General features: G+C 46.9%; 13 protein-coding genes and 1 other annotated feature. Of the genes, 3 read left to right on the plus strand and 10 right to left on the minus strand.

Annotated features, from left to right (window positions below; all coding sequences use genetic code 11):
* Positions 1 to 56: 56 nt before the first annotated feature.
* On the plus strand, positions 57 to 1,322 hold the full coding sequence (locus tag OKX56_RS01840) for a polysaccharide deacetylase family protein (RefSeq protein ID WP_287895419.1): 1,266 nt from the start codon (positions 57 to 59) through the stop codon (positions 1,320 to 1,322).
* A 43-nt stretch (positions 1,323 to 1,365) separates the two neighbouring features.
* Here OKX56_RS01840 and OKX56_RS01845 read toward each other — a convergent pair whose 3' ends face one another.
* Positions 1,366 to 2,046, minus strand: a complete 681-nt coding sequence (locus OKX56_RS01845; protein WP_287895420.1) for a SanA/YdcF family protein — start codon at positions 2,044 to 2,046, stop codon at positions 1,366 to 1,368.
* Between the two features lie 393 nt (positions 2,047 to 2,439).
* Between OKX56_RS01845 and OKX56_RS01850 the strand changes: the two genes are divergently transcribed.
* Positions 2,440 to 3,126, plus strand: coding sequence for a YidC/Oxa1 family membrane protein insertase (locus tag OKX56_RS01850; protein ID WP_287895421.1), 687 nt, complete (start codon positions 2,440 to 2,442; stop codon positions 3,124 to 3,126).
* A gap of 63 nt (positions 3,127 to 3,189) precedes the next feature.
* Here the strand turns inward: OKX56_RS01850 and OKX56_RS01855 are convergent, their stop codons facing one another.
* From OKX56_RS01855 to OKX56_RS01885, 7 genes are all read right to left on the minus strand, one after another.
* Positions 3,190 to 3,906: a phosphoribosylanthranilate isomerase gene (locus OKX56_RS01855; RefSeq protein ID WP_287895423.1), complete on the minus strand. Its 717-nt coding sequence runs from the start codon at positions 3,904 to 3,906 to the stop codon at positions 3,190 to 3,192.
* Positions 3,907 to 4,074: 168 nt separating this feature from the next.
* Positions 4,075 to 4,932 carry an indole-3-glycerol phosphate synthase TrpC gene (trpC, locus tag OKX56_RS01860; RefSeq protein ID WP_287895424.1) on the minus strand — a complete coding sequence of 286 codons (858 nt, stop codon included), beginning with the start codon at positions 4,930 to 4,932 and terminating at the stop codon, positions 4,075 to 4,077.
* 106 nt (positions 4,933 to 5,038) lie between these two features.
* The gene (gene trpD / locus OKX56_RS01865; protein ID WP_287895425.1) at positions 5,039 to 6,058 is read right to left on the minus strand and encodes an anthranilate phosphoribosyltransferase; all 1,020 of its coding nucleotides are present in this window, start codon (positions 6,056 to 6,058) and stop codon (positions 5,039 to 5,041) included.
* Positions 6,059 to 6,841, minus strand: coding sequence for a tryptophan synthase subunit alpha (gene trpA, locus OKX56_RS01870; protein WP_287895426.1), 783 nt, complete (start codon positions 6,839 to 6,841; stop codon positions 6,059 to 6,061). It lies immediately after the preceding gene.
* Positions 6,831 to 8,084 (minus strand): tryptophan synthase subunit beta, encoded by a 1,254-nt coding sequence (trpB, locus tag OKX56_RS01875; protein WP_287895427.1) that lies wholly within the window; start codon positions 8,082 to 8,084, stop codon positions 6,831 to 6,833. The genes trpA and trpB overlap by 11 nt, the downstream gene beginning before the upstream one ends.
* Positions 8,081 to 9,013, minus strand: a complete 933-nt coding sequence (locus tag OKX56_RS01880) for an aldolase catalytic domain-containing protein (protein ID WP_068883354.1) — start codon at positions 9,011 to 9,013, stop codon at positions 8,081 to 8,083. The genes trpB and OKX56_RS01880 overlap by 4 nt, the downstream gene beginning before the upstream one ends.
* A complete protein-coding gene (locus tag OKX56_RS01885) occupies positions 9,006 to 11,192 on the minus strand; it encodes an anthranilate synthase component I (RefSeq protein WP_068883352.1) in 2,187 nt (728 codons plus the stop codon). The genes OKX56_RS01880 and OKX56_RS01885 overlap by 8 nt, the downstream gene beginning before the upstream one ends.
* 72 nt (positions 11,193 to 11,264) lie before the next feature.
* Positions 11,265 to 11,511, minus strand: a binding site (T-box leader).
* A gap of 155 nt (positions 11,512 to 11,666) precedes the next feature.
* Here OKX56_RS01885 and asnB point away from each other — a divergent pair.
* Positions 11,667 to 13,508, plus strand: coding sequence for an asparagine synthase (glutamine-hydrolyzing) (asnB, locus tag OKX56_RS01890; protein ID WP_068883350.1), 1,842 nt, complete (start codon positions 11,667 to 11,669; stop codon positions 13,506 to 13,508).
* Between the two features lie 225 nt (positions 13,509 to 13,733).
* On the opposite strand, the gene OKX56_RS01895 is transcribed toward asnB, so the two are convergent.
* Together OKX56_RS01895 and OKX56_RS01900 are read right to left on the minus strand one after the other, a co-directional pair.
* Positions 13,734 to 14,243: a hypothetical protein gene (locus tag OKX56_RS01895; protein ID WP_068883348.1), complete on the minus strand. Its 510-nt coding sequence runs from the start codon at positions 14,241 to 14,243 to the stop codon at positions 13,734 to 13,736.
* On the minus strand, positions 14,243 to 15,349 hold the full coding sequence (locus tag OKX56_RS01900) for a ParM/StbA family protein (RefSeq protein ID WP_287895428.1): 1,107 nt from the start codon (positions 15,347 to 15,349) through the stop codon (positions 14,243 to 14,245). The genes OKX56_RS01895 and OKX56_RS01900 overlap by 1 nt, the downstream gene beginning before the upstream one ends.
* Positions 15,350 to 15,480 lie beyond the last annotated feature (131 nt).

Raw genomic sequence — 15,480 nt, forward strand, 5'->3', positions numbered from 1 at the left:
GCGGACCTCAAGGATTCGGATAAAACTTAAAGTCAACTTAAGGAAGTGAATCTGCAGTGTCCACAACCTTGCTGTATACCTTCATCGTCGCAATTTCAGTCTTTGCGGTCTATACCCTTATTCCCGAATTGTTTGTGCATTTTTTCGGTATTGGTTCCTGGAAACGTCATTATTCTCCAGGTGTCACCTTAACATTTGATGACGGACCCGACCCCAGATACACTCCAAGATTCCTGACAGTTTTAGCTGAGCAAAACGTTCGGGCCTGTTTTTTTCTGGTTGCTGAAAAGGCTGAAAAACAGCCTGAACTTGTCAAGAGCATCCTAGACCACGGTCATACCGTCGGCAGTCACGGCTACCGTCACCGGCACGCTTGGCTGATGCCCCCGCTAAAGACCTGGGACTTGTGGAATAAAGCGATGGAGGAGATGCGCCGTCTGACCGGTCAGGAGCCCGTCTATGTCAGAGCTCCCTGGGGAGGGGTTAACCTTTCCTTTTTATTGTGGTGCCATTTCAAAGGCAAAAAGCTGATTAGTTGGAGTGCCGACGGCAGAGACTGGCGCATTGAAAGAACTCCGAATCACATTATGCAAAGAATAACCGGCCGAACCAAAGAAGGAACGATTGTCCTGCTTCATGACAGCGGCGGCGATGAGGGTGCTCCTGGAAATACCTTAGCTGCCCTGAAACCACTGATCATAAAAATACAAAAAGAACTCAAGCTTCCGCTCGTTCCGCTTCAGCTTCCCGGCTGGTCACTGCCGAAAAGGATTGGTTTCCGCGTTTGGGAGAAATGGGAGCATTTTTACGGGCGGCGTAAACAAATTACCAGAATTGATGAACGCAATATTTTTCGCCTGGGTCTTACCCGCTACCATGGCCCTGAACTGTTTAATGAAAACGGTGAATTAATCGCCTCAGCAGGTGATATGATCGGGGAAATACACTTAGACAATACCCGCTTCCAGAGCTTTGGTGCCAATATCCAAAAAATTGGCTATAATGCTTTAAAACAAGCCCGGCTCTCCCTGCCTGCTCTGGCAAGCTACATCTCTTTGAATCCGGGTTATAAAGATATCAAGGTTTTCCTGGGTGTTACACTCATCAACCGTGGTGTCAAAGGCCTTGGGTTTAACGTTACTGAATATACGAATGGTAATGCCGGATTCATTGGTTTCATGCAAAAAATCGTTTACCGGGTCTATAACCCGTCCGCGAAAAAAGATACAGAAAAACTTGGAACGAAGCCCAAAGTCGTCTGGATCAGTAAAGACGCTCTGCTTGAGAAATACCTGACAAAAAAGTCATCCACGCAAGGATGACTTTTTTCATTGAACAATTCTGTTCACTTCACTCTCCAGTTATTTAATCGTCAGTAGCTCCGCCATCTCCAAATACCGGTATTACATCCCCTAAATAGGTCGGCTTGGGCTTAATAATTTTAGCCCATAGGAAGTCTTTATTTCGGGCTAAAAGTTCCCTGAGCTGATAGTAGGCCATTGCCTGTCCGTAATCATGCCGGTCTGAGGCAACGCCATAAGCTTCAAGCCCTAAAGACCTGGCGACAAAGACTGCCCGTTTTAAATGATATTCCTGAGTCACGATGATGACTCTTTTGACAAGGAATATATCTCTCGCTCGATATAAGCTTTCATATGTGCTAAAGCCCGCGTGATCCATAAAAATATTCTCACCCGGGACCCCTTTCTCCTTAAGGAAACTCTTCATAGCATTGACTTCATCATAATCTGTCCGTCCATGATCACCGCTCACAAGAATTTTGGGAGCCTTGCCTTGCCGGTAAAGCTCATAACCGACGGTCAAGCGGTCGGCAAGCATGGATGAAGCGGTTCCATCCGGGAATACATAGGCACCTAACACCAGGATCGCGTCAGCCTCCGGTACATGATCCATATCGCCGATGTATTTCGTACCAACCCGCTCCACATAGTGATTAATGATCAGCATAGAAATAATCATAACAACCGATATCGCCAGGAGGCAGCCAATCAGATATTGAATACGTATTCTCAAGCGCTTCTTCATTTTTCATACCCTGCCTATTCCTATATTCTGCTGGCAGCATCAACGATGCGTCCGTCTCTTGCTATTACCATATATCAATTATATAATAAATTTAGTTTTTGGGGGTGAGAAAATGCAATTTGACGCCGGCATACTGGTTATTCTAATCATTAACCTGACTTTGATCTTAGCCGTTTCCTGGGCCAGTATCAAACTTGTGCATTCTTCTTCCATCTGTATCAGATTTGCTGATACTTATCTTTCGAGTTGTCCAATCAGCTCCTCATCTCCCCAAAATATTAAGGTGAAAAAGCATTTGATATTTAGAAGAAAGATCAAAACTGACCAGGATGATGACTCACCTTATTCAAACCTCCTTGTTTTATAAGAATTAAAACTTTGGAGGATGTTTCAATGAATATGATTAGCACCGTCCTTTCCCAGTTATTAGCATTCCTTGTCAGTACTACGGGCGATTGGTTCATTGCGGTTGCTCTGATTACATTAGGGATAAAACTCTTGTTATTTCCCTTGTCAATAAAGCAGCAAAAAGTACAATTATTAACCGCAAATCTGACCAAAGCCAGAACAATTTTATCTGGAAAATTTCACAATCAAATTAAAAAAGTTAATTCTGAATCAATGAAAATTGCATCTAAATATAAAATCAATCCACTGTTTACGTTTGCAACACTTATTATCCAGGCCCCGGTTTTTTTCTCCTTGTACGTTGCTATTACGCATCTGAGTATACCAGTTGGCAGTATTCTTATTCCGTGGGTATCTGATCTCCATATGGCAGATCATCTTCATATTTTGCCGGTTATTGCCGGTTATTGCCGGTCTGCTTCAGACGCTGAGTGTATTTACAGCAGAAAACAAAAATTTACTGATGTTCATATTCCCGGTTGCTATTGGCGTCGTTTTTCTGTGGAAAGCACCTGTTGCCCTGAGCGCTTACTGGATTGCCAACTCGGTCCTTCGGTTTGTAGAAGTCCAGATCTTTCATCTAGGCCCTATCCAGCGAAAATATTTGAATATCCCTTCTCCGGAAGAGATGGTCCAAAGACTTTAAGCAAAGAGGACGCCTTGAAAACTTAGTTTCGCGGCGTCCTCTTCACCTATCTAACCCTATTTTATTAGAGCTTTTTATCTAACGGCATGTTAAGCACGGACACGTTCAATAAACCTTTTGATTTTATCTGGATCTTTCCGTCCCTCCGTCTCGACACTGCTGCTAACGTCCAGGCAATACGGATGGAATAAGGAAACCGCCGACGCAGCATTCTCTTCATTTAAGCCTCCGGCCAGGATCATCGGAATATCCCGGCCTTTGTTTTTATCTGATTGGCCGTTCTGATCCCTTTGCAGAAGGTTCCAGTCAAAACGCTCCCCGGTCCCGCCATAAGCCTCAGGGTCAAATTTATCGTAAACAAAACCGTCAACTAGGCCCTGATACGCTTCCAGGTTCAGCACTGTCCGTTCCGCACGTCCTACCCTGACAGCTTTCCAGATCGTTACTTGACGATGCTCCTGGTATTTTTCCCTGATCCGTGCTTGTAATTGACGTATATATTCCAAAGGCTCATCACCATGAAGCTGAAGCACTCGCAGGCCGGTTTCCACGGCGCACAGCAAGACGTCCGGATCCTGGTTGACGAAGACCCCAACTGGGATGATCTTTTTGTCCAAGGAAGCAATCAATATTTTCAGTTCGCTGAGCGAAACCTGTCTTTTGCTCGGAGCTAGGACAAAGCCGGCAAAATCCGGTTTCAGCTCATTGATGATCCTGACATCCTCCAGGGTACGAATCCCACAAATCTTAACTTTTGGCGTCTGCCCAGCATAGATGCCTTTTACGTTCTCTTCCATCCTTGCCATATCAACTCCTAAATCACGCGTTATCTGTATTCGATTGTCAGTATGTCCCTATACCTTGTCAATCCTAAAATATCAATATCTCCTGGCCTGATACAACGATGCCATGGAAGGATGGAACTGCCAGACAACGTTGTATTAAACGAAATCTGCCGCTAGGATATATTTGATTTAGGGTCTGGATGGTACCTGAAGGAGCTCAGCAAATTTTCGTTCAAGACTGTCTACCTTCATGAAAGCCTCTCCGACCAAAACAGCATCAAATCCCCACGCTTGCACCGTCAGGATATCCTCGCCCGTATGAATCCCGCTTTCTGAGACCTTGATCAGATGATCCGGGATCATCGCGCCGATTCTGCGGCTGTGGTTCAAATCCACCTCAAACGTTTCAAGGTTCCGGTTATTGATTCCGATGATGCCGGCTCCTGCTGCCATGGCCCTTTCAGCTTCTGCTTCGTCATGCACTTCCACAAGACAATCCAGACCGATCTGTTCAGCTATCCCCAGGAATTCTTTCAACTGCTTATCATCCAATATTTTTACGATGAGCAGAATAGCATCCGCCCCCAAAATCTTTGCTTCGTAAATCTGGTAGGGGTCAATCATAAAATCCTTTCGCAGCAGCGGAATCTTGACGGATTCTCTAATCTCCCTCAGATAATCCGGACTCCCGAGAAAGTAATCCTGCTCTGTTAAGACGGAGATTGCCGCAGCCCCCAGCTGCTCATACATGCTGGCTATTTGCAGATAATCGAAGTCCGGAGCTAGAATTCCTTTGGATGGAGAAGCCTTCTTGACTTCCGCAATTATGGAAATCCCTGCTTTGTCTTTGTTCCGGCGTCCCGCAGTCAGGGCTGAGGCAAACACGCCTGCAGGCCGCTCCACGTTAACATCTTGCTTAAGATTATCACGATCATCATTGGTTTTCAGCTTTTTTGTCAGCTTTTCGATGAGCTCTTCACCGGGAATTTTTTTCTTCTGCTCGTCAATCCGCTTTATTTTGGCCTCTACAATTTTATCGAGGATCATTTTTATCCCCCTTCTTCAAACTCTCCATAGGTGCAAGCCCCTTTATGGCACGAAACTGAGATCTGTACTTAAACTCAGACTTGATAAAGCCGTTTTCTACCGAATGCTAATGCTGTCTAGTCACAGCGATAAACTCGTTAAGGACCGGCAGCGCTTTCTTTTCCCGGACTGTGGCCCTGGCCATCTCGATCCCCTCCTGCAAACTTGCAGCTTTGCCTCCGACGTAAATTGCAGCTCCGGCATTTAGGATAACGGTGTCTGCTTTGGGGCCCTGATCTCCTGCAAGAATATCCAGGGTGATCCGCGCGTTTTCCTGCGGCGTTCCGCCTACAAGGTCCTGCGGCGTACAAAGGGAAAAACCATAATCTTCCGGATGAATGACAAATTCGGTTACCTCTCCATCCTTGAGTTCCGCTGCGTAAGTCGGCCCTGTCAGGGTGATTTCGTCGAGACCGTCACTACCGTGGACAATGAGCGCGTGTACAGCCTGATGTCTGTTCAATACTTCCGCGGCCACGGGCACAAGATTCCTATCGTAAACGCCGATCAGCTGCCTTGGGGCCGTTGCCGGATTGGCTAATGGGCCGAGGACATTAAAGATGGTTTTGAAGCCAAGCGCTTTGCGCACCGGCATTGCATATTTCATTGAAGCATGGAAATGCGGAGCGAACATAAAACCAAGCCCGACCTGGTCGATACACTTCCCGATTGTTTCCGGTGTCAGCGCAATCTCGATCCCTAACGCTTCGAGGACATCCGCAGCCCCGCTCTTGCTGGTAATACTCCGGTTACCATGCTTGGCAATTTTTACACCACAGCTGACGGCAACGAACATTGCCGTTGTGGAAATATTGAACGTATGAGCACCATCCCCGCCTGTTCCACAGGTGTCCACCAAATTTTCTGATGCGCACGCAACTTTGAGGGCTTTTTCCCGCATCACCTTACTTGCACCATAAATCTCTTCAACGGTCTCTCCTTTCAGGCGAAGCGCCGTTAAAAAAGCTGCTATGGAGATTTCACTGGCTTCACCGCTCATAATCTCCGTCATGGAATCATAGGCCAGCTGAGCACTGAGATCCTCTCTATTGGAAAGTTTTTTTAAAGCTATCTCCATTCCCATCATTCATTCCTCCTTATTCACACGCGCCATACCGCGCAAGAACTGATCCAGACCGGACAGCCCTTCAGTCTCCAGCACCTGCTGGATCTTACTGCCAATGATTGCTATATCGGCTGTTCCAATTAAACGGGCGACATCTTCCGGGCCTTGAATCCCAAAACCTACGGCGATTGTTTTGCCGGTCTCTTTCTTTGCTTTTTGGATTCCGTCCAGAATATCAGAGCCAAAATTTGTTTTACTGCCGGTTACTCCTTTGCGGGGAACGTAATAGATGAATCCGCTTCCGATATCGGCAATTTCCTGCAATCGTTTCGAATTGGAATAAGGTGTCGCTATACTTACTGCAGCCAATCCCTGTTGGTAGGAATAATCGTAGTAGGCTCTGGCCTCATCAAGCGGAGCATCCGGCACGATGGTTCCCTGGACGCCAATCTCTTTGCACCGGTCAATAAATGCTTCGACGCCGTATTGGTACAGAATATTGTAGTAGGTCATGACCAAAAACGGGATCGGGTATTTGCTGGCCATTCTCTCAATAAACTCCAGGCAGTCGCTGACTTTAATCCCTTTTTCCAATACGGCCTGGTTAGACTTGGTGAATACCGGGCCGTCGGCAATCGGATCAGAAAAAGGTATTTGCAGTTCAATCAGGTCGACCCCGTTGTTATAAAAGCATTCAATCACTTTTTCATTGGTGGCAAAATCAGGATAGCCAATAATTTGGTGGGTCATCAGCAGTATTTTCTTCTCTTTTCTCATAGCTTCGATTTGTTTTTCAATCCGCATATGCCTTACCTCTTTCCGTGACAAATGTTTTCCAGCCCTGATCCTGCAATGCTTCCCCAATATTGAAGATATCTTTGTCTCCCCGCCCGGACATATTGACAACAATGACATCTTCCGGTTTGGTGTCAGCAATTTCCCTGAAAAGTCCGGCGAAAGCATGTGTGGATTCAAGTGCCGGTATCAGCCCTTCCTTGCTGATGATCAGTTTAAAGGCCTCAATGACTTCGGCATCTGTGGCGGCTAAAACCCGGACCCTCTTGGTTTCCGCCAGATGAGCCAGGATTGGTGATACGCCGACATAATCAAGTCCAGCCGAAATGCTCCAGGTATCCAGCATCTGTCCGTCACCATCCTGGAGAAACAGTGTCTTGTAGCCCTGAGAGACGCCGGTTTTGGCTTTGGCATAAGCGATTCGCGAAGCATGCTTTCCGGAAGCTTCGCCCTTGCCGCCTGCCTCGACGGCAACAAGTTCTACACCGGGCTCCTGCAGAAATTCCACAAAAGCGCCCATCGCATTGGAACCACCGCCCAGACAGGCATAGATCCGGTCCGGATTCTTGCCGCAAATCTCATTAATTTGTTTTTTCATCTCTTTACTGATTACGGACTGAAAGAAAGTGACCATCTCCGGGAATGGCCTTGGTCCGCACGCCGTGCCAAGTGCATAATGCGTGTTGTCAAAATTTCCTGCCCAGTCGCGAAGTGCTTCGTTAATGGCATCCTTAAGCGTTGCCGTCCCGGTTGTCACGGGAATAACTTCAGCTCCGAGCTGTTTCATCCAGAAGACATTGGCATATTGCCGTTCAGCGTCTTCAGCTCCCATATAGATCGTCGCCTGAAATCCCATTTTTGCTGCCATGATCGCCGTTGCCACACCGTGCTGGCCTGCGCCGGTCTCGGCAATGACTCTGGTCTTGCCCAATTTTTTCATGAGCAGGCCTTGCCCGAGCACATTATTGATTTTATGGGCGCCGGAATGATTTAAATCTTCCCGTTTTATATAGATTTTGGCTTTGCCAAAATACGCACTAAGCCCTTCAGCATACGTTAGCGGCGTCGGCCTGCCTGAGAAATCCATCAGGAGATTATAGTATTGCTTATAAAAGTCCTCGTCCCGTAATATTTCCTGAAAAGCCTGATTCAGTTCGTCGACAGCCGGTATCAGGATTTCCGGGACAAATCTCCCGCCATAGGCACCAAAATAACCATTTTGTCCTAGATAATTAATCGTTTTGTTCTTCATACCTGCACCTCACTTTGAAAATGATCATAGATTCGGATCAGATCTTCGCCAGCCCCCTGGATACTATAGACAGGATGCTGATTAAAAATCCCCGTCAAGAGCTGCTTCGGACAGTAGCCCCAGGAACGTTCGTTAGCATCATGGGTGTAGTAATCATTAATCAGCGCCAGTACAGGCTTTAAATCATAATTGTCCTTACCGACATAGGGTAAAAGACATTCCAGCGGACAGTTGCCGGCACCCCTTCCCATCCCGTTGACACTCGCATCAAGGAAGTCAGCACCGCTTTCAACCGCCGTAATGGTGTTGGAGAAGGCCAGCTGCATATTGTTATGCACGTGAATTCCCACATTCATACCGTTTAATTCTTCCTTGTACAGCGATACCAGCTTTTTGACATCATCCGGATAAAGCGCCCCGTAACTGTCTACCACATAGACTGCTGCTGCAGGGATTTGCGCTTTAATTTTTCTTAAGCCGCAAACAATTTCCGGGATTCTTTCTCTGGAAATTGCCATGATATTCAGCGTTGTTTCATAACCTTTATTTTGCAGAAAGCGGACATCTTCGACGGCCTCTTCAATCTGGTTTAAATAGCAGGCAACCCGGCCCATGGTGAACGGTGAAACTGAGGCATTTTCAACCAATCGCCGGTCAAATCTGCCGACATCCACCATAAAAGCCAGTTTGGGAAGCCCCGGAATTCCTTTGATGATGTCACGTATCTCGCTGTCATCACAGAATTTAAGTTTGCCGTAGGCTGTCCGTTCATAATACGCGGGATCTGCTTTATACCCAAGTTCAAGATAATCGACCTTCGCTTCGGAGATCTTTTGAATATGGTCTTTGATATATTTTTCTGGGAACCGGAAGTTGTTGGTCAGTCCTCCGTCTCTGAGCGTACAATCCAGAATGGTCAGATTACGCACCGTAGGCACCTCCTCGTATAGACAAAATATTGGTGATGATCCGGAATCCTTGATCCTCATCCATCGACATGATGGATTCAGGGTGGAACTGGACTGCTAGAATGTTTTTATCTTTGCTTTCTACTGCCATAACCACACCATCTTCAGTCCAGGCCGTAATCTCAAGTTCCGGCGGTACTTTTTCAGCAAACAGTGAATGGTATCTGCCTACTCTTAGATTGGCCAATTTTTTAAAGATTACTGATTCCGGGGATATTTTTAACGCCGATTGTTTGCCATGCACCGGTATATCCAATACGCCGAGCTTTCCGTTAAAATATTCGACAATCCCCTGCAGCCCCAGACAGACCCCAAAGAGAGGAATTCCTTTGTCCAGACAGAGCCCGATTGTTTCCCGGAGTTTAAAATCAGACGGTTTGCCCGGGCCCGGAGACAGCACGACCAAATCATACCGTTCTTTCTTTAAGGCTTCTCTGGCCAGATGGTGCCGCATCGTGACCACCTGACAGCCGGCTTTACGGAAATAACTGGCCAGTGTATGCACGAAGGAGTCTTCATGATCAACCAGCAGCACTTGAAAAGGATCAGCGGCATTTTCTTGCCGTGGTGAACAAGCTGTGAGCAGATCGTTTCTATTTTCAGTCATACCGGCTTTCGCATCACCCAATACTTTGAGAAGGGCTTCAGCCTTGACAATCGTTTCTTTTTCTTCCTCTTCGGGAATGGAATCATACAGCAGCGTTGCTCCGACTCTGACCCCAGCGATCCCGTCTTTTAAGCGGATGGTTCTGAGTGTGAGTCCTGTATTCATCCGGCCGTCAAAACTAAGGATTCCGACTGCCCCGCCGTACCACATCCGGTTGGACTCCTCATGGTCTTCAATCCATTGAACGGCGGCTTTTTTGGGAGCCCCGGTCACGGTTACCGCCCACATATGCGTCATAAAAGCATCCAAGGCGTCATACCCATCGGCCAGGATCCCCTCCACATGGTCCACAGTGTGGATCAGGTGCGAATACATCTCAATCTGGCGCCTTCCCAGCACCTTCACTGTACCCGGCACACAGATCCTGGATTTGTCATTGCGGTCAACATCCGTGCACATCGTAAGTTCGGACTCATCCTTATGGGAGTTCAGCAGCTGACGAATCCTTTCGGCATCTTCCAACGCATTACATCCTCTTTGGATTGTGCCGGATATCGGACAAGTCTCGATTCTTCTGCCTTCGACCCTGACAAACATTTCCGGCGAGGAACCAATCAGGTGCTCATTGCCAAGATGAATCAGGAACCCATAAGGACTCGGATTAATCTTTGTCAAGTTTTCAAATATTTCCGAAGGCCTGATCTCACAGCTCCGATAAAAGGTATGAGACGGAACGACCTCGAAAAAGTCACCGCGTTTAAAGTACGCTTTAGCAATCCGGACTTTTTCCGCATATCGTCCTTCGGTATCGTTTGATATTTCCTGCGCCGGAATAGTCCGGCCATCATTTTTTATTCTCCCGGCAGCTGACAGCATCGTTTTGGCCTGACCCAGACTGGAAAGACCGCCGAATTCAAAATCATACCGAATACGGAAGCAGTCATCCTTCTGATGGTCAATGACAAAGATTTCATCGGGGATAAACAAGATCATATCGGCCTGCACTTCATCCCGCGGCCTTTTCAGATGGATGCTTTCAAACTGAAAGATCAGATCATAGCCGAAGCTTCCATATAGACCGAGAAAAGCGTCCAGATCAGAGTAAAACGCTTCCAGCAGGCTGCGGACCACAGAAAAAACGGATTTTTGCCTGCTTCTTTGCTCTTCCGGAAAAAATTCCTGACTTGGGGCAACCCTGCCCGTTATTTTGTACTGCCCGCGGATCAGTGTTTCCAAATATGTTTCCCGCTTCAGAACGTCATAGATAAATTCCAGCAGGATCAGCCCTTTTTGATCCAACGCCGTTATTTCAATATTTCGGCCAAATGTCCGGATCTCGATCGGAGGATTGATAAATCCGATGTCCCAGCGGGTATACCTGCCCGGATATTCAAAGCTGCTGCAAAAGTAAGCGCCCTGAACGTCATTCAGCTCCATGATGATTTTCTCACGATAGGACTTATCAATTTCTTCCGTTACGGAATGAATCAGAAGTCCGCTGCTGGTGTAATAAGATTTTATTGAAGTATTCATATCGATTAACCTCCCTCGAGCTTGCTATAGAACGCCGCTCATCCGTAAACGTCAAAAAGCCCCTTATCCCTAGAAAGGGACAAGAGGCTATATCTCCTGCGGTACCACCCAAATTGGTATATTACTATACCCGCTCAAACATGTACGATCATACACGTCCTGATGATAACGGGTAGGATTCCCGACGACGCCTACTATCGATGATTTCGGGTCGTACTCATGAGGCCATTCGTCATAAACTTCCCTGCCGCAATCACACCAACCTGCGACTCTCTGTAATTTTCCGTTCATGGTTACTATTCTCAATCTTCGCTTTAAAGCTATGCAGTTATTGTAAATCATTATATACAAATGCTTTTTATTTGGCAAGTGAATTCACGGAAATTATTTTGAAACATTCGGTTATAACGGTCATATATATAGTATTAGGTGATACCAGTTATCATTATTTTATTATTTAAGGAGTGAACAGCTTTGTGCGGAATTACAGGCTGGCTGGATTGGACGCAGGATATGTCCGAATCCGGCCCTGTCATTGACAGAATGGTCGACACCCTTACTCCCCGCGGTCCTGATACTCGGGGAAAATGGCTTTATCCCGAAATTGCTTTGGGCCACAGCAGGCTGGCGGTTGTAGATATTGAAGGAGGAAAACAACCCATGACCCGCTGGCGCGGCGGCTGGGCCTATACGATTACTTATAACGGAGAATTGTATAACACCGAAGAAATCCGCCAGGCTCTCTCAGCGAAAGGGTATTCTTTCCAAGGGCATTCTGATACGGAAGTCCTGCTTCTGTCTTATCTGGAATGGGGCGTGGATTGCGTTCAGAAACTCAATGGCATTTTCGCGTTTGGGATCTGGGACTGCCGGGAAAAATCTCTCTTTCTGGCCCGGGACAGAATGGGCGTTAAACCGCTGTTTTATTATCATAAATACCCGTCGTTCATTTTTGCTTCAGAACTTAAAGCGCTACTTGCCCATCCTGATATCCCTGCGGTCATTGACCGTGAAGGCCTCGCCGAACTTTTTATGATTGCCCCGGCCAGGACTCCGGGTTTTGGTGTTATTAAAAACATTTGTGAACTGAAACCCGGATACGCGATGCTGGTTAAGTATGAGGGAATAAGACAGTGGCCGTACTGGCAGCTTGAAAACAAACCTCATACAGATGATATCCGAACAACGGTTGATCATGTTCGCGAACTGGTCATCGATGCCATTTCCCGTCAGCTTGTCTCCGATGTTCCCCTAGGGACTTTATTGTCCGGAGGTCTGGATTCCAGTATCATAACGGCTATCGCTGCTAAGAAGTATCAGGCTGAAGGGAAAATCCTTCCCACGTTCTCTATTGACTACATCGCTAACGACAAATATTTTCAAGCAAATGACTATCAGCCGGATCCGGATGCTCCATGGGTGCGTAAAATGGCCAATTACTTCAACACCAACCACCATAACCTGTTTCTGGATACTGCAGAACTGGTCGAAGCTCTGACAGACGCTGCCGCAGCCAGAGACCTGCCGGGTATGGCCGATGTTGATTCTTCCCTGCTGCTGTTCAGCCGGAGAATCAAAGAGTCGGTAACGGTCGGACTTTCCGGGGAATGCGCAGATGAAGTTTTTGGCGGATATCCGTGGTTTCACCGGGATGATCTTAAAAATGCAGATACCTTTCCGTGGTCAACGGACCTTCAAACTCGCCTCCGGATCCTATCACCGGAAATTCTCCAGATCATCGCACCTTTAGATTATGTAAGAGAGCGCTACCGGGAAGCCGTTTCAGAAGTTCCCGTTTCGGGGACCGGGGACGCCAAAGTAGACAAAGATAAACGAATCAGTTACCTGACTTTGACCAGATTCATGCCCACCCTGCTTGACCGCAAAGACAGAATGACGATGGCTTCCGGTCTGGAAGTCCGCGTGCCTTTCTGTGACCACCGGATTGTTGAATATGTCTGGAATATTCCGTGGGAAATGAAGTACTGGCAAAATCGCGAAAAAGGGCTTTTGCGAACCGCCCTGGAAGGCATACTTCCTGAAGATGTTCTCTGGCGGCGCAAAAGCCCTTACCCCAAAACCCACCATCCGCAATTCCTGGAGATGGTCACCGGCAGACTTCGTACTGTTCTGGAAGACTCTGCCTCACCGCTGTATGATTTAGTGAATAAAAAACAACTTCTGGACTTAATGGCCAATCCGTCGTCCGATGCCAATCGACCGTGGTTCGGTCAGCTGATGGACACACCCAGACTTTTTGCCTTTCTGCTGCAGCTGGATTTCTGGTTCAAAAAATATAAGATCAGTATCATCTGATCTTCAGAGGAAATTATACAAATCCCATATTCAGCATAGGATCGCTTAATACACGCGAAATTTAACGTCATGTAGTCTATCCGCGGCCAAGCGTAGCCCGGATGGCGAAGCGCGGCTGTTTGTGCCAGGGAGGGCACAACAGCCGAAGAGCGGTTAGGGTACATGACGTAACCCCAAATATTGTATTAACAAAATAATTAACTGCCCCGCGGAGAACATTTTGCTTTATTCCTCTCCGGAGGCAGTTTGGCTTTTTCGGACAAATTCAATCACTTTTTCATCATCTTCTTCACCGATGACATTGGTAAGCAGGAAGTCAAGACCAGGCAGTGAGGTCTTGGGCCTTGCCTCACCGGTCTGCAGCAATTCTTCCACGCGTACGAGGTCGAAATCCACCTCGGGTCTGGGATTTCCCCTGCCCTGAGGAATACCGTTCATTAACGGCCGCATGGCTTTTTCATCCGCAGCAGCAATCGTGTTGTAGCCCAGCTCCTCCATGGCCACCTCATTCATCACCGGGCTTTGACCGGCGCTCTTATCAAGCCGCAGAACGTTATTTTGCCTTGCCCAATGATCCTGAGAATTCCGGGCTTCATTGTTTTGAACAATCGCCGTTTTCAGGGCATTTTTGACAAAAGCGGACCGTTCCTCCGGAGGGATCTGGGAAAGAACCCTCCAGAGCTCAAAATCTTCATTTTCAGAAATATAGAGTACAAGATGACCTGTTGTTTTCATTATTCAACATTTACTTTCCTGGTAAGATTATTGACCAGGTTTGCGGCCATAATCCGGAAACCTGCTGCATTCCCAAACTGAGGATCGTCAATCAGAACCTTATTTTCCAGATTCAGATATTCGAAGATCATTTCCCCGACTTTACCGGCGACAAGGATTGTATGAATCCTGCCGGCCATCGGCTTCAGCGTCTTCATAATTTCCCTGGAAATATCAGCGGCCAGTTGGGCCAGCATCTTCTTCATGACAGGATTAAGGTCAATTGCTCCGTTATTCCACGGATATAATCCTTTATTCACTCTGAAAATTTTATCAAGTTCCTTGTCATCCGTCTCGATCGGGTTGGTATGGTTCATGGTCATTTCTTTGAGTTTTTCAGCTACGCCGGCATAGGCCCATTGCAGCCCCTTCTCAATGCTGAATGAATTCGGCGGATCAAGCATAATGCCATCGTAAAATGTGGCAATATCCGTCGTTCTGAAACCAGGATCTATAACAACGACATAACCGCCGAAAAGCTTCGGATTGGTCGGTTTGCCGTCTTCAGTCAGTGTTTCCTTGATGAATACGCCGTAACTTTGAGGCAGCACTCGCGAACGGAGAATGTTCATACTGCGCGTTTGTCCTTTGAATGTGCCGGACAGAAAAGTCACAGAAAAAGAACCCTTTAATTCTGCCTCATATTTGTCTTTCAGAGAGGCGTAGAATTTGACAGGAACCCCGGTTCCGAGATAGATGTTCGTCTTAGGATAAGGCTGGGCCAAAGCTAAGCCCACGATCAGCAAAGACATCGCTTCTTCGTCCATAGATTTATCTTCATCCCAACAATAATGAGCTTCTTTGGGATTCAGACTCTCGGCCAGGCTTCCCATAAAATAATGCCGTTCTACGCCGCTGGAATTATTTCTGACAATGACATCAAGAGAAGCGATTTGTTTATCGAGATCCGATCCTTTTTCAAGCTCAGTTCTGCCCAAGGTTGAGAAAATTCTCTCATTACCATTACAGATGAGTGCAGGAAATAATATCTTCGTATCGCCAATATCGAGCTTTATGGCGCCAAAACCAGGATCTGCACCAGCAACCAGTATGTCGTTTTCGAACACGGGCTTTCCTCCTCGTATAATTGATTTAGTTCCACCCCACGAGTCCAAAAAACTAATGGAACGTGGGGTATTTAAATGACCATAGAAAACTGGAAATTCAGTTAGTATGGTTAACATCAACAAGATGCGCG

Source organism: Dehalobacter sp. (genome assembly GCF_030063005.1).
GTDB classification, from domain to species: Bacteria; Bacillota; Desulfitobacteriia; order Desulfitobacteriales; family Syntrophobotulaceae; genus Dehalobacter; species Dehalobacter restrictus.

Coding starts and splice junctions, on each gene's coding strand:
- OKX56_RS01885 (WP_068883352.1), bottom strand. CDS start 11,192: ATGAATACTTCAATAAAATCTTATTACACCAGCAGCGGACTTCTGATT.
- OKX56_RS01855 (WP_287895423.1), bottom strand. CDS start 3,906: ATGGCAAGGATGGAAGAGAACGTAAAAGGCATCTATGCTGGGCAGACG.
- trpA (WP_287895426.1), bottom strand. CDS start 6,841: ATGCGGATTGAAAAACAAATCGAAGCTATGAGAAAAGAGAAGAAAATA.
- trpB (WP_287895427.1), bottom strand. CDS start 8,084: ATGAAGAACAAAACGATTAATTATCTAGGACAAAATGGTTATTTTGGT.
- trpC (WP_287895424.1), bottom strand. CDS start 4,932: ATGATCCTCGATAAAATTGTAGAGGCCAAAATAAAGCGGATTGACGAG.
- OKX56_RS01895 (WP_068883348.1), bottom strand. CDS start 14,243: ATGAAAACAACAGGTCATCTTGTACTCTATATTTCTGAAAATGAAGAT.
- OKX56_RS01845 (WP_287895420.1), bottom strand. CDS start 2,046: ATGAAGAAGCGCTTGAGAATACGTATTCAATATCTGATTGGCTGCCTC.
- OKX56_RS01850 (WP_287895421.1), top strand. CDS start 2,440: ATGAATATGATTAGCACCGTCCTTTCCCAGTTATTAGCATTCCTTGTC.
- trpD (WP_287895425.1), bottom strand. CDS start 6,058: ATGATGGGAATGGAGATAGCTTTAAAAAAACTTTCCAATAGAGAGGAT.